Annotated in this window: 15 protein-coding genes; 5 read left to right on the top strand and 10 right to left on the bottom strand. The window is 64.5% G+C overall.

Going from position 1 to position 16,734, the window contains the following annotated elements:
• Positions 1 to 10 precede the first annotated feature (10 nt).
• Complete coding sequence (locus ACQ4WQ_RS25620; RefSeq protein WP_436500934.1) at positions 11 to 712, bottom strand: YggS family pyridoxal phosphate-dependent enzyme; 702 nt, start codon at positions 710 to 712, stop codon at positions 11 to 13.
• A 70-nt stretch (positions 713 to 782) separates the two neighbouring features.
• Between ACQ4WQ_RS25620 and ACQ4WQ_RS25615 the strand changes: the two genes are divergently transcribed.
• From ACQ4WQ_RS25615 to ACQ4WQ_RS25600, 4 genes are all read left to right on the top strand, one after another.
• On the top strand, positions 783 to 1,826 hold the full coding sequence (locus ACQ4WQ_RS25615) for a type IV pilus twitching motility protein PilT (protein WP_326458219.1): 1,044 nt from the start codon (positions 783 to 785) through the stop codon (positions 1,824 to 1,826).
• 3 nt (positions 1,827 to 1,829) lie between these two features.
• Positions 1,830 to 2,969, top strand: a complete 1,140-nt coding sequence (locus tag ACQ4WQ_RS25610) for a PilT/PilU family type 4a pilus ATPase (protein WP_436500932.1) — start codon at positions 1,830 to 1,832, stop codon at positions 2,967 to 2,969.
• A 1-nt stretch (position 2,970) separates the two neighbouring features.
• On the top strand, positions 2,971 to 3,456 hold the full coding sequence (locus ACQ4WQ_RS25605) for a glutathione peroxidase (protein ID WP_326458218.1): 486 nt from the start codon (positions 2,971 to 2,973) through the stop codon (positions 3,454 to 3,456).
• A 185-nt stretch (positions 3,457 to 3,641) separates the two neighbouring features.
• The gene (locus ACQ4WQ_RS25600) at positions 3,642 to 5,750 is read left to right on the top strand and encodes a putative bifunctional diguanylate cyclase/phosphodiesterase (protein ID WP_326458217.1); all 2,109 of its coding nucleotides are present in this window, start codon (positions 3,642 to 3,644) and stop codon (positions 5,748 to 5,750) included.
• Here the strand turns inward: ACQ4WQ_RS25600 and glcF are convergent.
• The 3 genes from glcF to ACQ4WQ_RS25585 are packed head-to-tail and all read right to left on the bottom strand — an operon-like array spanning position 5,743 to position 9,555.
• The gene (gene glcF / locus ACQ4WQ_RS25595) at positions 5,743 to 6,969 is read right to left on the bottom strand and encodes a glycolate oxidase subunit GlcF (protein WP_436500929.1); all 1,227 of its coding nucleotides are present in this window, start codon (positions 6,967 to 6,969) and stop codon (positions 5,743 to 5,745) included. The genes ACQ4WQ_RS25600 and glcF overlap by 8 nt on opposite strands.
• A gap of 6 nt (positions 6,970 to 6,975) precedes the next feature.
• The gene (gene glcE, locus ACQ4WQ_RS25590) at positions 6,976 to 8,046 is read right to left on the bottom strand and encodes a glycolate oxidase subunit GlcE (protein WP_326458215.1); all 1,071 of its coding nucleotides are present in this window, start codon (positions 8,044 to 8,046) and stop codon (positions 6,976 to 6,978) included.
• Positions 8,047 to 8,061: 15 nt separating this feature from the next.
• Entirely contained in the window at positions 8,062 to 9,555 is a 1,494-nt protein-coding gene (locus ACQ4WQ_RS25585; RefSeq protein ID WP_436500926.1) for an FAD-linked oxidase C-terminal domain-containing protein, read from the bottom strand.
• A 152-nt stretch (positions 9,556 to 9,707) separates the two neighbouring features.
• Here ACQ4WQ_RS25585 and ACQ4WQ_RS25580 point away from each other — a divergent pair, with 152 nt between their 5' ends.
• On the top strand, positions 9,708 to 10,262 hold the full coding sequence (locus tag ACQ4WQ_RS25580) for a cob(I)yrinic acid a,c-diamide adenosyltransferase (protein ID WP_070290065.1): 555 nt from the start codon (positions 9,708 to 9,710) through the stop codon (positions 10,260 to 10,262).
• A 52-nt stretch (positions 10,263 to 10,314) separates the two neighbouring features.
• Here ACQ4WQ_RS25580 and ACQ4WQ_RS25575 read toward each other — a convergent pair whose 3' ends face one another.
• The 6 genes from ACQ4WQ_RS25575 to ACQ4WQ_RS25550 form a co-directional block, all read right to left on the bottom strand.
• Positions 10,315 to 10,515, bottom strand: coding sequence for a hypothetical protein (locus ACQ4WQ_RS25575; protein WP_436500924.1), 201 nt, complete (start codon positions 10,513 to 10,515; stop codon positions 10,315 to 10,317).
• Positions 10,516 to 10,589: 74 nt separating this feature from the next.
• Positions 10,590 to 10,970, bottom strand: coding sequence for a glutaredoxin family protein (locus ACQ4WQ_RS25570; RefSeq protein ID WP_436500922.1), 381 nt, complete (start codon positions 10,968 to 10,970; stop codon positions 10,590 to 10,592).
• Positions 10,971 to 11,340: 370 nt separating this feature from the next.
• Positions 11,341 to 13,434: an FUSC family protein gene (locus ACQ4WQ_RS25565; RefSeq protein WP_436500920.1), complete on the bottom strand. Its 2,094-nt coding sequence runs from the start codon at positions 13,432 to 13,434 to the stop codon at positions 11,341 to 11,343.
• Between the two features lie 166 nt (positions 13,435 to 13,600).
• Complete coding sequence (dxs, locus tag ACQ4WQ_RS25560; RefSeq protein ID WP_436500918.1) at positions 13,601 to 15,469, bottom strand: 1-deoxy-D-xylulose-5-phosphate synthase; 1,869 nt, start codon at positions 15,467 to 15,469, stop codon at positions 13,601 to 13,603.
• Positions 15,470 to 16,381: a polyprenyl synthetase family protein gene (locus ACQ4WQ_RS25555; protein WP_436500916.1), complete on the bottom strand. Its 912-nt coding sequence runs from the start codon at positions 16,379 to 16,381 to the stop codon at positions 15,470 to 15,472.
• Positions 16,378 to 16,629: an exodeoxyribonuclease VII small subunit gene (locus ACQ4WQ_RS25550; protein ID WP_046683420.1), complete on the bottom strand. Its 252-nt coding sequence runs from the start codon at positions 16,627 to 16,629 to the stop codon at positions 16,378 to 16,380. Before ACQ4WQ_RS25550 ends, ACQ4WQ_RS25555 begins: the two co-directional genes overlap by 4 nt.
• Positions 16,630 to 16,734 lie beyond the last annotated feature (105 nt).

The following is a 16,734-nucleotide window of genomic DNA, read 5'->3' as shown; positions in this document are numbered from 1 at the left end:
TCTCTCTTCATCAGGAATAGTTGCGGGAACCGAAGATGGCGCTGCCCACGCGCACGATGGTGGCGCCCTCGAGCACGGCGGCGCGCAAGTCGGCCGACATGCCCATCGACAGGGTATCGAGCGCCAGGCCGTCCGCCTTCAATTGGTCGTACAGCGCGTGCAATTGCGCAAAAGCCCGGCGCTGGAGGGCGACATCCGTTTCCGGCTCGGGAATGGCCATCAGGCCGCGCAGGCGCAGACGGGGCAGCCGCGCCACGGCATGCGCCAGCGCCGGCAATTCGGCGGGCGTCACACCGCTCTTGCTGGCTTCGCCGCTGATATTGACTTGCAGACAGATATTCAGGTCCGGCAAGCCGGCCGGGCGCTGCTCGGACAGGCGCGCGGCGATCTTTTCCCGTTCCACCGTATGCACCCAGTCAAAATGTTCGGCGATGGGGCGCGTCTTGTTGCTCTGGATGGGGCCGATGAAGTGCCAGGCCAGCGCATGCTCCGGCGCGGCCGCCTTCACCGCTGCGATCTTGTCGAGCGCTTCCTGCAGATAGTTTTCGCCAAACGCCGCCTGGCCCGCGCGCATGGCGTCCAGCACGGCATCCGCGCCGAAGGTTTTCGAGACGGCCAGCAGGGTCACGTCCTCGGGCGCACGCTGCGCCTCCAGGGCCGCCTGCGCAATACTGTCGCGCACGGCTTGCAAGTTCTGTTCGATTGTGGACATAATCATTTTCTAGTGTATAGGGGCGGCGGCACGGTGCGCCAGCCCATCAATGCAGGCACAGGGATTATAAATGGACATCTCCGAACTACTCGCTTTCTCCGTCAGCAACAAAGCTTCCGACCTGCACCTGTCTTCCGGCCTGCCGCCGATGATACGGGTCAATGGCGACGTGCGCCGCCTGAACGTGGCCCCGCTCGAGCACAAGGAAGTGCACAGCATGATCTACGACATCATGAACGACAGCCAGCGCAAGGCGTATGAAGAGGCGCTCGAGTGCGATTTCTCGTTCGAGATTCCCGGCCTGGCCCGCTTCCGCGTCAACGCCTACAACCAGGAACGGGGTGCCTCGGCCGTGCTGCGCACGATTCCCTCAAAAGTGCTGAGCCTGGAAGATCTGAACGCGCCGCGCATCTTCGGCGAACTGGCCATGCGTCCGCGGGGCCTCGTGCTGGTGACGGGCCCGACGGGTTCCGGCAAGTCCACCACCCTGGCGGCGATGGTGAACCACGTCAATGAACGGCTGAACCACCATATTCTGACCATCGAAGACCCGATCGAATTCGTGCATGAGCCGAAGAAATGCCTGATCAACCAGCGCGAAGTCGGGTCGCACACACACTCGTTCAGCAACGCGCTGCGCTCGGCCCTGCGCGAAGACCCGGACGTCATTCTGGTGGGCGAATTGCGCGACCTGGAAACCATCCGCCTGGCGCTGACGGCGGCCGAGACGGGCCACCTCGTGTTCGGCACCCTGCACACCTCGTCGGCGGCGAAATCGATCGACCGCATCATCGACGTCTTCCCCGCCGAGGAAAAGGAAATGGTGCGCGCCATGCTGTCCGAATCCTTGCAAGCCGTCATTTCGCAAAACTTGCTCAAAACCAAGGACGGCGCTGGACGCGTGGCCGCGCATGAAATCATGCTGGCCACGCCCGCCGTGCGCAACCTGATCCGCGAAGCGAAAGTGGCGCAGATGTATTCGGCCATCCAGACGGGCAGCAACGTGGGCATGCAGACCCTGGACCAGTGCCTGTCCGACCTGGTGCGGCGCGGCACGATCACGGCCGAGACGGCCCGCTCGGCCGCCAAGTCGCCTGAAAACTTCCCCGGATAAACCATGCAGACGACGCACGAACACTATGGCGCCATGCACGCGCTGCTGGCGCAGATGCGCGCACGGGGCGGCTCCGACCTGTTCATCACGGCCGGCTTTCCGCCCGCTATCAAGCTCGACGGCAAGCTGACGCCGCTGGCGGGCGGCCCGCTCGATGCGCTGCAGGCGGCCGGCTACGTGCGCGCCGTCATGAACGAACGCCAGGCGGCCGAGTTCGAATCCAGCCGCGAAGCCAATTTCGCCATCAGCCCGGAGGGACTCGGGCGTTTCCGCGTCTCCGCCTTCGTGCAGATGGGCCAGGCAGGCATGGTCTTGCGCTTGATCAATACCGCCATCCCCACCCTGGATGGATTGGGTCTACCCGCCATCCTGCAAGACATCGTGATGAGCAAGCGGGGCCTCGTCATCATGGTGGGCGCCACGGGCTGCGGCAAGTCGACCACCCTGGCGGCGATGGTGGGCCACCGCAACGCGCACAGCCATGGCCACATCATCACCATCGAAGACCCCGTGGAATTCATCCATCCGCACGGCAACTGCATCGTCACCCAGCGCGAAGTGGGCGTCGACACGGACGACTGGGCCACGGCCCTGAAAAACACGCTGCGCCAGGCGCCCGACGTGATCCAGATCGGAGAGATACGCGACCGCGACACCATGGACCACGCCATCGCGTTTGCCGAGACGGGCCATCTGTGCCTGGCCACCCTGCACGCGAACAACGCCAACCAGGCGCTGGACCGCATCATCAATTTCTTCCCCGAAGAGCGGCGCCAGCAATTGCTGATGGATCTGTCGCTCAATTTGAAGGGCATGATTTCGCAGCGCTTGATCCCCAACAAGGACGGCGGCGGGCGCAAGGCGGCGCTGGAAATCCTGCTCAACTCGCCGCTGATGAGCGACCTAATCTTCAAGGGCCAGGTGCACGAGATCAAGGAATTGATGAAAAAATCGCGCGAGCATGGCATGCAGACCTTCGACCAGGCCCTGTTCGACCTGCACGAAGCGGGCGCCATCAGCTACGAAGACGCGCTGCGCAATGCGGACTCCGTCAACGACCTGCGCCTGACGATCAAACTCAAGGGCGCCACGGCGCCGGAACCCGCCCCGCAAACGGGCGCCACCAAACTGGGGCTCCTCTGACATGACCAGCATCCACGATTTCCAGGCCGAGGCGCTGGACGGCACGCCCGTCGACCTGGCCCGCTACAAGGGCAAGGTACTGCTGATCGTCAACACGGCCAGCGCCTGCGGTTTCACGCCCCAATACCAGGGGCTCGAAGCGCTGTACCGCGAATTCCACGAGCAGGGCCTAGTCGTGCTGGGCTTTCCCTGCAATCAATTCCGCCAGCAGGAACCGGGCTCGAATGGGGAAATCAAAGCCTTTTGCGAAAAGAACTTCGGCGTCACCTTTCCCCTGTTTGCCAAGGTCGACGTGAATGGCCCGCATACGCACCCTGTCTTTGCGCAATTAAAACAGGCGGCGCCCGGCATATTGGGCACGCAGTCGATCAAATGGAATTTCACCAAGTTTTTGGTGCGCAAGGATGGCAGCGTATTTCGCCGCTATGCGACGGCCAGCAAACCGGCCAGCCTGGCGGCCGACATTCGGCAATTACTACAGGAATAGAAACTCGATGCTTTGATTAAAGACAACACTCATACAAAATCAATAAATCCGCATTTATTTCATGCTTGATATCAATATTGTGTTTCCAATAGCAAATTTCGGTGATAATGTTTGCATAATTATTCGCAGATATCGATCAAAAAACGATGCCAGTCTTTGGGAAAATAATATCTTCATGGATGCGGATGGGCAGTTATTCCCGCCTCTTCATTCCTATTTTCTTCCTGATACTCGCCGTTTCCGCCGTTCGCTATCACGCCCTGCTCGGTTCGGAAACGGCGCTGGCCAATGCGCGCTACCAGAGCGATGCCCGGCAACTCGACCTGTTCCTCGCCAATAGCGTGCTGCCGCTGGCCGTGCACGCGGACAGTCACGCGATGCACGACAGCGTGCGGCAAGTGCTGCGCAGCGCCCTGCCGCTGAACCGCAGCCTCGTTTCCGCCCGCTGGGACACGGCTGGCGAGCATGTCGAGGTGCTGGCCGACAGCAAGCTGGCCGACACACTGGCGACGGTGCCAGCGTGGTTCGCGCGCCTGGCCGGCATCACGGCCATCCGCAGCCGCCTGACGGTGGCGCTGCCGGACGGCGGCGACGGCACCCTCGACCTGCACTACACGCCCGGCCTGCCCCTGGCGCAGGTGTGGCACCGCGTACGCGAGCAGGCCGTGCTCAGCACCATCAATATCGTCCTCGTCTTCCTGCTGCTGGGCCTGATCCTGGCCGCGCACCGCAAGCTGCTGGCGCGCTTCGTGCAGGCGACCGACCGCTTCCGCGATGGCAACTTCGGCGTGCGCCTGGCGGCCGGCGCCACGCCCGAAGCGCAAGCCGTGTCGCAGTCGTTCAATGGCATGGCCGGCGATATCGAAGAACTGTTGACCTCGCTCAAGACCAGCCAGCGCCAACTGGGCGAACAGCTGAACGAAACCGTGCACATGCAGCAGGCGCTGCAAAAGCTGTCGTGGCAAAACTACAATGATGTGCTGACGGGCTTGCCCAACCGTGCCGCGCTGGCCGCCCGCTTCGAACAGGAACTGTTCCTGGCGCGCGAACGCCAGCGCCTGCTGGCCGTCTGCCTGTTCGACCTCGATCACTTCCAGGCCATCAACGACCGCTACGGCGCCGAGGCGGGCGATGAAATTCTCAAGCAGGTAGCGGGCCGCCTGCACGGCTTTACGGGCCAGGTCCACTACGCGGCGCGCCTGGGCGGCGATGAATTCGTCCTGCTGCTGTGCGGCCAGGCCAGCATCGCCAGCATCGAACAGAACGTCACGCAGCTGATGGCCGAGCTGGGCCGCCCCTACCAGTGCGACCAGCAGGCGCTGCACATGACGGCCAGCGCCGGCATCGCCGTCTACGCGGGCAAGGACCTGAATACGGAAAGCCTGCTGCGCCACGCCGACCACGCCGTCTACCAGGCGAAATTGACGGGGCGTAACCAGTACCACTTCTTCGACACCAACCTCGACGAGGAAGTGCGCACCCACCACAACCAGCGCACGGAGGTGCGCCACGCCCTGATCAACGGCGAACTGCGGCTGTACTACCAGCCCAAGGTGAATATGCGCGCCGGCACGGTGGTGGGCATGGAAGCGCTGCTGCGCTGGCAGCATCCGCGCCGCGGCGTGCTGGCGCCGGCGCAGTTCCTGCCGCTGGTGGAACAGACGGATTTGATCATTGACATCGGCGAATGGGTGCTGCGCCAGGCCCTGTGGCAGATGCAGCGCTGGAGCGCGACCGGCAAGCACTGGGTGGTCAGCGTGAACATCGCCGCGCGCCACTTCCAGCAACCGGACTTCGTCTCGCGCCTGGAAACCATCCTCGGCGAATTTCCCGGCGTGCGCGCCAGCATGCTGGAACTGGAAATCCTCGAATCGTCGGCCCTGCACGACATCGAGGACGTGCGCCGCATCATCCGCGCCTGCCAGGCGCTGGGCATCACCTTCGCGCTCGACGATTTCGGCACCGGCTACTCGTCGATGTCCTACCTGAAACGCCTGCCGGCCAATATCGTCAAGATCGACCAGAGCTTCGTGCGCAATATGCTCAACGACCGCGACGACCTGCACCTGGTGCGCGCCGTCATCGGTCTGGCCCGTTCCTTCAGCCTGACGGTGATCGCCGAGGGCGTGGAAAGCGTCGAGCATGGCGCGCGCCTGATCCAGCTGGGCTGCGACCTGGCGCAAGGCTACGGCATCGCCCGCCCCATGCCGGCCGACGCCGTGCTGGAGTGGGCGAACAATTTCATCCCGGCCCCGCAATGGCGCATCGCGCAGTTCAGCGAGGTACCTATTTAGACGTCAGGGCCGAGTCGATCAGCTCGATCCAGTGCCGCACGGGCGTCTGCGTGCCCGACTGCAAATGGCTCAGGCAACCGATATTCGCCGACACGATCATCTCCGGCTCGCACGCTTCCAGGTTGGCCACCTTGTTGTCGCGCAGCTGCTGCGACAGGGCCGGCTGCAGGATCGAATACGTGCCCGCCGAACCGCAGCACAAATGGCTGTCCGCGCACAGGCGCACGTCGACGCCGACGGCGCGCAGCACCTGCTCGACCTTGCCGCGCACCTGCTGGCCGTGCTGCAGGGTGCAGGGCGGGTGATACGCCACCCGTTTGCCGATGCGTCCTTGCAGCAGCGCCGCCAGCTCGTTTTCAAACGCCGGCATGATCTCGGACAGATCGCGCGTCAGTTCCGCGATGCGCCGCGCCTTCTGCGCATACTGCGCATCGTGCGCCAGCAGATGGCCATATTCCTTCACCGTGGCGCCGCAGCCGGACGCCGTCATGACGATGGCTTCGGCGCTGTCGACATACGGCCACCAGGCGTCGATATTGCGGCGCATGTCGTCCAGCGCCGCTTCCTGGTCGTTCAGGTGATGGCGCAGCGCGCCGCAGCAGCCCGCCTTCGGCGCGACGATCAACTGCACGCCGAGCGCATCAAACACGCGCGCCGTGGCCGCGTTGATATTGGGCGACATGGCCGGCTGCACGCAGCCGTCGAGCAGCAGCATGCTGCGCGCATGCTGGCGCGCCGGCCACGCACCGGCTTGCGCGCCCGGGCGCAATTTATCCTGCAAGCTTTTCGAGAGCAGCGGGCGCAGCGCCTGCCCCGCCTTGTACACGGGCGTAAACAGCCAGCGGCGCGGCAAGGCTTCCTTCAGGGCGAAGCGCAGCGCGCGTTCGCGCAAGGGGCGCTGCACGCGCTGCTCGACGACGTTGCGGCCGATGTCGACCAGGCGCCCGTACTGCACCCCGGACGGACAGGTCGACTCGCAATTGCGGCAGGTCAGACAGCGGTCCAGGTGCGTCTGCGTCTTGGCCGTGACGGGCGCGCCTTCGAGCACTTGCTTGATCAGGTAGATGCGTCCGCGCGGGCCATCGAGTTCATCGCCCAGCAACTGGTAGGTGGGACAGGTGGCCGTGCAAAAGCCGCAATGCACGCAGGCGCGCAGGATGGCTTCGGCTTCGTCGCCTGCCGGCGTATTCTTGATGAAATCGGCGAGATTGGTTTGCATGCGCGCTCAATACATTCTGTGCGGGTTGAAGATGCCGGCCGGATCGAAAGCCTGCCGCAGACGCTGGTGGATTTTTTCAACGGCCGGCGCCAGCGGATGGAATACGCCTACGGCCTTGTCGCCGCCGCGGAACAGCGTGGCGTGGCCGCCAGCGGCAGCCACGGCCTGGCGGATGTCCTGCGCCCCGGCCGCATCGGCATCGGCGTCGAGCTTGAGCCAGCGCTGCGCCCCGCCCCACTCGATCAACTGGCGCCCCTTGACGATCACGGCACTGGCGTGCGGCGGCAGCGACAGCCGCCACAAGCTGCCCGCGCCCGCAAAGAAGGCGTGCGTTTGCTCGCGCACGGACAGCCAGAAGGCGGCCGCGTCTTCGGGCGCCAGCACCTCGCCGCCCAGCGCGTGCAGCGCCGCCGACACGGCCGCCTCGGCGCCGGACAGGCGCACCGTCAACACGCCGTCATGCCAGCAGCTGCCCGATATCGGCAGCGGTTGACCGGCCCATTCATTGAGCAGGCGCAAGGCGGCGATTTCCGCGCACGCCACGCGCAAGGTCGCTTCGCGCAGCGGCAGAGGCAGCACTTTGAGCGACACTTCCAGGATCAGGCCCAGGGTCCCCAGCGAACCGGCCAGCAGCCGCGAGACATCGTAGCCGGCCACGTTCTTCATCACTTGCCCGCCAAAGGCCAGGCGTTCGCCATGGCCATCCATCAGCACGGCGCCCAGCACGAAGTCACGCAAGGCGCCCGCGCTGGCCCGGCGCGGGCCGGACAGGGCACTGGCGACGACGCCGCCCACCGTGGCACCAGCGCCGAAATGGGGCGGCTCGAAGGCCAGCATCTGATTACGCGCGGCCAGCGCCGCCTCGATGTCCGCCAGCGGCGTGCCACAGCGGGCCGTGATCACCAATTCCGTCGGTTCATAGTCGATGATGCCCGCATACGCGCGCGTATCGAGCACGGCGCCATCAAACTGCTGGCCATACCAGTCTTTCGTGCCGCCGCCGCGAAGGCGCAAGGGTTTGCCCGCCGCGCTGGCCGCCAGGATCTGCTGCCTGAATTGTTCCACGATTGCTTGCAAAGGAGTCTCCGGCGGTTAAAAACGGGGCAGGTTGGCGAACGGCAGGCGCCCCGCCGTCACATGCATCTTGCCGAATTCGGCGCAGCGGTTCAAGGTGGGAATCGCCTTGTCCGGGTTCAGCAGGGTATGGGGATCGAAGGCGCGCTTGACGGCAAAGAAGGCATCGAGTTCGGCGCGCGTAAATTGCACGCACATGGAATTGATCTTTTCCATGCCCACGCCATGTTCGCCCGTGATGGTGCCGCCCACGGCCACGCACAGGGCCAGGATGTCCGCGCCAAACGCTTCGGCGCGCTCGAATTCGCCGGGCATGTTGGCGTCGAACAGGATCAGCGGGTGCAGATTGCCGTCGCCCGCGTGGAACACGTTGGCGCAGCGCAGGCCATGCGTCGTTTCCATGGCGGCGATGCCCGTCAGGACTTCGGCAAGGCGCTTGCGCGGAATGGTGCCGTCCATGCAGTAGTAGTCGGGCGAGATGCGCCCGGCGGCGGGAAACGCGTTCTTGCGGCCGGACCAGAACTTCATGCGCTCCGCTTCCGACTGCGAGACGGCAATCGCGCTGGCGCCCGCCCCTTCCAGCACGGCCGTCATGCGGGCGATTTCCTCTTCCACTTCCTCGTGCGTGCCATCGGCCTCGCACAGCAAAATGGCCGCCGCGTCGGTGTCGTAGCCGGCCTTGACGAACGGTTCGACCATGCGCGACGAAGTCTGGTCCATCATTTCCAGTCCGGCCGGAATGATGCCGGCGGCGATCACGTTGGCCACGGCATTGCCGCCCGTGACGACGTCGCCGAACGACGCCATGATGACCCGTGCCGTCGCCGGTTTCGGGATCAGTTTGACCGTCACTTCCGTGACGATGCCCAGCATGCCTTCGGAGCCGATGAAGACCGCCAGCAGGTCCAGGCCGGGCGAGTCCAGGCATTCGCCGCCCAGTTCCAGCACGTCGCCATCGATGGTCACGACGCGCACGCGCAGTACATTGTGCACGGTCAAACCGTATTTGAGGCAATGCACGCCGCCCGAGTTTTCCGCCACGTTGCCGCCGATGCTGCAGGCGATCTGCGAGGACGGGTCGGGCGCGTAATACAGCGCGTGGGGCGCGGCCGCTTCGGAAATGGCCAGGTTGCGCACACCTGGCTGCACCACGGCCGTGCGCGCATACGCATCGAGGCGCACGATGCGGTTCAAACGCGCCGTCGACAGCACCACGCCGTCGGCGATGGGCAAGGCGCCGCCCGACAATCCCGTGCCGGCGCCGCGCGGCACGATCGGCACCTTCAATTCCCGGCAGACGCCGAGGATGGCGATGACCTGTTCTTCCGTATCGGGCAAGGTGACCACCATCGGCAGCTGGCGGTAAGCGGCCAGGCCGTCGCATTCGTACGGGCGCGTGTCTTCGGCGTCGGACAGCACGCAGCGGGCCGGCAGCACGGCCAGCAGGGCCGCGACGACGGCTTGCTGGCGCGCGGCGGTCAATCCGGATTCAGCAGGGGCGGCATTGAGCATAAGATGGGAGGCAAATGGGCATGGGCGTGCAACGATTGTAAGCACAAAAGTGGCCCGCACCGCATTTTTTGTCCGATTTGCCTGCAAATCCGCAGCCGGTCGGCGCACAGTGTCGTATGCTGCCCCCATTCTTCTTTGACAGGACCAGCATCATGGGCAACCGACTTTCGAAAATCGCCACGCGCACGGGCGACAATGGCAGCACCGGCCTGGGCGACGGCAGCCGCACCAGCAAGGACAGCGCCCGCATCCACGCCATGGGCGACGTGGATGAACTCAATTCCAACATCGGCTTGCTGCTGTGCGAAGCCATGCCCGACGCCTTGCGCGAGGAGCTGGTGGCCATCCAGCACGACCTGTTCGACCTGGGCGGAGAAATCTGCATCCCAGGCTACCAGCTGATCAAGGAAGAGCACGTGCTGCGCCTCGACGACCTGCTGGCGAAATACAATGCGGACTTGCCGGCCTTGAGTGAATTCATCCTGCCGGCCGGCTCGCGCGCCGCCTCGCTCGCGCACGTGTGCCGCACCGTGTGCCGCCGCGCCGAGCGCAGCATCGTCGCGCTGGCGAATGCGGAGCCCCTGCACGAACACCCGCGCCAGTACGTGAACCGCCTGTCGGACCTGCTGTTCGTGCTGTCGCGCGTGCTGAACCGCTTTGCCGGCGGCAGCGACGTGCTGTGGCGGCATGACCGCACGCGGGGATAAGCCGCCGATGCCGGCCTGGCCAGAGTCCTGGACAGCCGGCAAAATCATTTATTTACGGCAAGTACGGATCGCAGCGGTCGTAGCACATCTGATGAATCTTGGTGCAGGCGCCCGGCGCGGTCGGATGGTTGATCATGCATTGCTCCAGCCCATCATCGCATTGCGAATAGCATTCCGGTTCGCCGCCGCCTGCCATCGCATACGAAGCGCTGAAGCCCATGGCAAACAAAAAGAAACCCAGTTTTTTAAACATTGGTACTCCTTTATTGAAATATCAGACGATGAGCAACATCCATGGCGCGCCATCCCTTACGCGCCATCCGGCGATCAGATTTTCTTCAGCGCCGCTTCCAGCGCGCCCGCATTGAAACCCTGGATCTTGCGGTTGCCGATCAACACCACGGGCACGCCGCCGCCACCGAGTGCTTCGTGGGCTTTTTTCGCTTCCGGGGATTTCTCGATATCGAGATCGACGAATTCGATCTTGTTTTCCTTGAAATACGCGCGCGTCTTGGCGCAATAGCCGCACCAGTCCGTGCCGTACAGCACCACTTTCGCCTGGGCATTCGGGAAATACGCGGCGTAATCGCCTTCCGTGTAATTCGACTTGAGCAAGCCGGGCAACAAGGACAGGCCATAACCGCTGCCCAGGCCGGCGGCCAGGATCAAGCCATACATGGCGATGGTTTTAATTTTCTTTTGCATCATGAAGCCACCTCGACGTCGTTCCCCCCAAACCGGGGCGATTCTCTCCCCCCGGTCCACCCGGTTTCTTAATTCACGCTGCATTCGGCCTTGCATGCTGGATTGGCCAGAAGATTGACGTAAAAAAAAGAAATACCACCTGCAGTACGATGCTTATTACTTTATCGAATTTACATCCTGCAAAATCGAATATAGACCGCACTTATTTTAGAGTCAACGTTTCCTTTCGATAAATTTCCAGTTTGGAAAATATATCGGCGAAGTCCATGCAATGTGAAATTTGGAGAGATTGGCAGGCGCCAAACGTCTATACAATATCGGCGCCGCAAGCAGCAGAGGCCGGGTGCGGGCGCAACCGGCCGAGCGGCTACATTCAGGCCGGCACAGGCAAGCTCACGGGCCGCGCCTGCACATGTTCGCGCAATAATCCCCGCAGCAGCTGCACCTGCGCCACCGCGTCGGCTTGCAGGGCCGTCAAGCCTTCGGCAACGCAAGGGCCGGGCGCGCCGGCCTCGGCCTCACCGCGCAGCAGCGCATCGATTTCCCCGCTGACTTCAGCGATCCAGCGTTGCAATTCGGGCGGCGCCGGCTCGGCCTGGGGACTCAGGCTGATGCGCGCCGTGCTGCCCGCCACGCGGCGCAGCAGGGGCAAGGTGCGCAGCGCCGCCAGACCCACGCCGCTGCTGCGGTCGAGGCGGCGCTCGATGCGCAGGCGCTGCAAGACTTGTTCCGCATTATTGCTGGCCAGACCCGCCTCGCGGCGCAGGCGCGCGATGGCGCTATCCCATTTCCCTCCCGCCGCCAGCACGGCCAGCAGGTATTTCAGGTTGGCCGACACGGCTTTCGCCAGGCGCTGGTCCAGGTCGTCCGCCTCGCGGTCCGGCCACAGGAAAAACGTGGCCAGCAGGGCCAGCACGCAACCGAGTACATTGTTGCCCAGGCGGCTCACCGCATACACCATCTCGCTGGCCGGCGCCGCATAGTCGGCCACCAGCACGAAGGCGGGCGTCATGAACAGCACGTGCAGGCTATAGCTGACGCGGCGCAAGGCCATGGTGGCGACGATCAGGGGAAACACCACCAGCGAGATCGCCAGCGGGGTATGCACGGCCAGGCCGATCAGCACGGCCAGCACGGCGCCCAGCACGCTGCCCGCCACGCGCTCGATGCCGCGCGGCCAGGTGGTCGACACGGACGGCTGCAATATCAATAAGGTCGCCATGGTGGCCCAGTAGCCGAAGGGAATATGCAGCGCCTCGACCAGCAAAAAGCCGGCCGTCGTCGCCAGCGACACGCGCGCCGCATGGCGCCAGCTCAGCGACTGCGGCGTGGCGTTGACTTTCGCCGTTTGCCACGCCTGCCCCAGCGCCAGGAAAGCCGCTTCGCGCCACGGCAGCTGCGCCGCGCGCGGCAAGCCCAGTTCCATGAAGTCGACATTCAGGCGCAAGGGCAGCAAGGCGCCCAGCGCCGCTTCCAGGCGCCGTCCGCAGCCGGCCAGTCGGCGCTGCAGTTCCAGGGGCGGCGTTTCCGGCTGGCGCTGCACGGCTTGCCCCAGGCGGCGCAGCAGCACGGCCATCACTTCCAGGCTGCGCCGCGCGCGCGGGTCCTGGCGCAGCCGCTGCTGCTCGCGCTCGCACGTATGCGTGACGGCGATCAGATAGGCGAAGATGCGCTCGGCGTCGCTGAGGGCCAGCAGCAGGTTGTCGTACAGGGCGCTGCGGCCCGCGCGCGCGGGCGGCACGGCGGCCAGCGCCACGCGCGCCGCTTCCAGCGCGGCGCGCGCCTGCGAACGGTAGCTGGCGCCATGCGCGGCCGCGTCCGGCAACGCCGGGCCCTGTTCCAGGAAGCGCGCATTGTCGCGCGCGATGCCGGCCAAGCGCGAATACGCGGCGCGGATGGCGCGCCGGCTCGGGCCGAACGGATGGATGCGCCACACCGTAAAACTGAGCACGGTGGCGAACAGGCAGCCGAACATGTACAGCCCCAGGAAAGGCGCCGTCTGCGTCATCGATGCCAATGGGTGCGTGACCATCACCACGCAGGCCGTGGCCGCCAGGATGGCCACTTGCGCCGTGGCCGCGCCCCAGATGCGCGCCAGCGCGCCGGCCCAGGAAAACAGCAGCACGGCGATGGCCGCCGTCGCCACGCCATGGCCGGCCGCCAGCGCCGTCAGGCCGCCGGCCACCGTCGACAGCAGGCCGAAGCCCACCATCGACACGAAGCGCATGCGCCGCGTGCCGGCCGCGTCGGCCAGGCAAGTCCAGAAGGCGCCGATGGCAGCCCAGGAAAAATCGGGATGATCGAACAGCAAGCCCAAGAGCAGCATGGCGCTCGAGGCGCAGGCGGCCCGCAAGCCTTCGGACAGGTTCGTTTCGTCGATGGCCAGGCTGACCATCCACAGGGGACGGCGCTGCGCCAGCTTGTCGGTGTAGGCGTGCATGCCCGTCAGCCAGCGGCTTGCCAGCATGCGCGAACGGCGGTGGAGTTTCCTGAAATGCAAGATCGGCTTTGAAAAGGGGTATCAAAGCGTCATCGTAGCATTCCCGGACGAAAAATGTTGCAGTGCAATGTAAATGGAATGTAAGCGAAAAAAAAGCGACACCGCGGTGTCGCTTTTCTGTCTGCAGGCCAAATTAACTGACCATGGCCAGGCGCGGCCCTGCCGCCGGGAAACGCTGCTCGATTGAGGCGGCGATGCCGCTGGCGTCCAGGCCCACGCTTTTCAGCAGCTGCACGGGGTCGCCATGGTCGATGAAGGTGTCGGGCAAGCCCAGCATCAGAATCGGCTTGACGATGCCCTCGGCCGCCAGCGCTTCGGCCACGGCCGAACCGGCGCCGCCCATGATGCAGCCCTCTTCCACCGTCACCAGATAATCGTGTTCAGCGGCAAGCTGTTTCACCAGTGCCACGTCGAGCGGCTTGACGAAACGCATGTTGGCCACCGTCGCGTCGAGCTTCTCGCCCGCCGCCACGCTCGGCGCCACCATTGAGCCGAAAGCCAGGATGGCGATGCGCTTGCCCTGGCGCTTGATCTCGCCCTTGCCGATCTCGATGCTGGTCAGTTCCGGCACGATGGCCACGCCGGCACCGGCGCCGCGCGGATAGCGGATGGCGGCCGGGCCTGGGTAGTGGTAACCCGTGGTCAGCATTTGACGGCATTCGTTTTCGTCCGACGCGGCCATGACGACCATGTTCGGGATGCAGCGCAAAAACGCCATGTCGTAATTGCCCGCGTGCGTGGCGCCATCGGCGCCCACCAGGCCGGCGCGGTCCAGCGCGAACGTCACGTCCAGGTTTTGCAGGGCCACGTCGTGGATCAGCTGGTCGTAGGCGCGCTGCAAAAAGGTCGAATAGATGGCCACGACGGGCTTCAAGCCTTCGCAGGCCAGGCCCGCGCCAAACGTCACGGAATGCTGTTCGGCAATACCAACGTCAAAGTAACGGGTCGGGAATTGCTGTTCGAACTTGACCATGCCCGAGCCTTCGCGCATGGCCGGCGTGATGCCCACCAGGCGCTTGTCGTGGGCGGCCATGTCGCACAGCCAGTTGCCGAACACTTCCGTGTACGTCATCTTGCCCGGCGCCGTGGCCGGCTTGATGCCTTCCAGGGGATTGAACTTCGGCGTGCCGTGGTACAGGATCGGTTCCGCCTCGGCCAGCTTGTAGCCCTGCCCCTTCTTGGTCACCACGTGCAGGAATTGCGGACCCTTCAGTTGCTTGATGTTTTGCAAGGTCGGGATCAGCGAATCGAGGTCGTGGCCATCGATGGGGCCGATATAGTTAAAACCGAATTCCTCGAACATGGTGGCGGGCACGACCATGCCCTTGGCGTGCTCTTCGAAGCGCTTCGCCAGTTCCAGCACGGGGCCGGGCAAGACGGATTTGCCGACATTTTTCGCCGCCGCATAGAACTGGCCCGACATCAGCCGCGCCAGGTGGCGGTTCAGCGCGCCCACGGGCGGCGAGATCGACATGTCGTTGTCGTTCAAGATCACCAGCAGATTGACGTCTTCCTGCACCCCCGCATTGTTCATCGCCTCGAACGCCATGCCGGCCGTCATCGAGCCGTCGCCGATCACGGCGATCGCGTGCAGCGGGTCGCCCTTGATCTTGGCGGCCTGCGCCATACCCAGCGCGGCGGAAATGGACGTCGACGAGTGCGCCGTGCCGAACGTGTCGTATTCGCTCTCGTCGCGCTTCGGGAAGCCGGAAATGCCGTCCTTCTGGCGCAAGGTATGCATGCGCTCGCGCCGGCCCGTCAAAATCTTGTGCGAATAGGTCTGGTGGCCCACGTCCCAGACGATGCGGTCGTGCGGCGTGTTGAACACGTAGTGCAGCGCGACGGTCAGCTCGACCGTGCCCAGGTTGGACGACAGATGGCCGCCCGTCTTGGAAACGGAATCGAGCAGGAAGCTGCGCAATTCCTGGGCCAGCGGCACCAGTTGCGAGCGGGCCAGCTTGCGCACTTGCGCTGGTTCATTGATGGTTTCTAACAGTTTCATTTATGCCTTCCGCTGCACGACCAGGTCCGCCAGCTCGCGCAGACGGCGTGCCTTGTCCCCGAATGGCGCCAGCGCCGCATGGGCGTCGCACCGCAATTGTTCTGCCAGGGCTCGTGATGGTTCCAGCCCCAGTATCGATACGTAAGTGGGCTTGTTGGCGGCCGCATCCTTGCCCGCCGTCTTGCCCAGGGTCGCCGAATCGGCCGTCGCGTCGAGCACGTCGTCGACCACCTGGAACGCCAGCCCGACGGCGCGCGCATAGGCGTTCAGCGCCGTCATCTCGTCTGGCGCCAGGTCCTTGCCGGCCAGCGCGCCGAGAATCACGGCCGCGCGCAGCAAGGCGCCCGTTTTAAGTTGATGCATCTGTTCCAGCTGCGGCAGGGTCAAGGCCAGGCCGACGCTGTCGAGGTCGATCGCCTGGCCGCCGCACATGCCCGCGGAACCGGACGCGTGCGCCAGCAGCCTGATCATGGCCATTTGCCGCGCCGGCGGAATCGCCGCGCCGTCGGCCAGCAGCATGAAGGCCTGCGATTGCAGCGCGTCGCCGACCAGCAGGGCCGTCGCTTCATCGTAGGCGATGTGCACGGTGGGCTTGCCACGGCGCAAGGCATCGTCATCCATGCACGGCATGTCGTCATGCACGAGCGAATACACGTGAATCATTTCCAGCGCGCAAGCGGCGCGCGCAAGCGTATCTTGATCGGCGTCAAACAGTTCGCCGGCCGCCATCACCAGCAGCGGGCGCACGCGCTTGCCGCCGCCCAGCAGCGCGTAGCGCATGGCCGCGTGCAGCTTGTGCGGCACCGCGTCCGCCGCAGGCAGGAACTGGTCGAGGCGGCCTTCCACGCCGAACTGGGTACTTTGCATCCAGTCGCCGAACGTGACGCTGTCCTGTTGCATACTGGCCATCATTGTGCGGCCTCGCCGGCATCCACGAACGGTTTCAACATGTCGCCTTCCAGTACTTTCACCTGCGCTTCGACACTGTCGAGCTGGGTAGCGCAATACTTGACCAGTTCCGAGCCGCGCTGGTACGCCGCGACCGATGCTTCCAGCGGCAACTGGCCCGCTTCCATTTGCGTTACCAGCTGCGCCAGTTCCGCCATCGCCTCTTCAAACGAGGCCGGCGCTGCGGCAGCGGCAGTTAATTTCTTCGACATAGACTCAGATCTCTTCGTGGCACGAGGGGCTTGTAGGGAGACGCCGGGGACTCCCGGCCAGCATAGAAGCGTTATTTTAGAACAAACCACACTATTAAGTGAAAA

It is taken from the genome of Janthinobacterium goodfellowi (genome assembly GCF_051380695.1).
Classification (GTDB): Bacteria; Pseudomonadota; Gammaproteobacteria; order Burkholderiales; family Burkholderiaceae_D; genus Janthinobacterium.
The sequence above is the reverse complement of the archived record's forward strand: the minus strand, read 5'-3'. Positions and strand labels throughout refer to the sequence as shown.

Coding starts and splice junctions, on each gene's coding strand:
- ACQ4WQ_RS25620 (WP_436500934.1), bottom strand. CDS start 712: ATGTCCACAATCGAACAGAACTTGCAAGCCGTGCGCGACAGTATTGCG.
- ACQ4WQ_RS25615 (WP_326458219.1), top strand. CDS start 783: ATGGACATCTCCGAACTACTCGCTTTCTCCGTCAGCAACAAAGCTTCC.
- ACQ4WQ_RS25610 (WP_436500932.1), top strand. CDS start 1,830: ATGCAGACGACGCACGAACACTATGGCGCCATGCACGCGCTGCTGGCG.
- ACQ4WQ_RS25605 (WP_326458218.1), top strand. CDS start 2,971: ATGACCAGCATCCACGATTTCCAGGCCGAGGCGCTGGACGGCACGCCC.
- ACQ4WQ_RS25600 (WP_326458217.1), top strand. CDS start 3,642: ATGGGCAGTTATTCCCGCCTCTTCATTCCTATTTTCTTCCTGATACTC.
- glcF (WP_436500929.1), bottom strand. CDS start 6,969: ATGCAAACCAATCTCGCCGATTTCATCAAGAATACGCCGGCAGGCGAC.
- ACQ4WQ_RS25585 (WP_436500926.1), bottom strand. CDS start 9,555: ATGCTCAATGCCGCCCCTGCTGAATCCGGATTGACCGCCGCGCGCCAG.
- ACQ4WQ_RS25580 (WP_070290065.1), top strand. CDS start 9,708: ATGGGCAACCGACTTTCGAAAATCGCCACGCGCACGGGCGACAATGGC.
- ACQ4WQ_RS25575 (WP_436500924.1), bottom strand. CDS start 10,515: ATGTTTAAAAAACTGGGTTTCTTTTTGTTTGCCATGGGCTTCAGCGCT.
- ACQ4WQ_RS25570 (WP_436500922.1), bottom strand. CDS start 10,970: ATGATGCAAAAGAAAATTAAAACCATCGCCATGTATGGCTTGATCCTG.
- ACQ4WQ_RS25565 (WP_436500920.1), bottom strand. CDS start 13,434: ATGCTGGCAAGCCGCTGGCTGACGGGCATGCACGCCTACACCGACAAG.
- dxs (WP_436500918.1), bottom strand. CDS start 15,469: ATGAAACTGTTAGAAACCATCAATGAACCAGCGCAAGTGCGCAAGCTG.
- ACQ4WQ_RS25555 (WP_436500916.1), bottom strand. CDS start 16,381: ATGATGGCCAGTATGCAACAGGACAGCGTCACGTTCGGCGACTGGATG.
- ACQ4WQ_RS25550 (WP_046683420.1), bottom strand. CDS start 16,629: ATGTCGAAGAAATTAACTGCCGCTGCCGCAGCGCCGGCCTCGTTTGAA.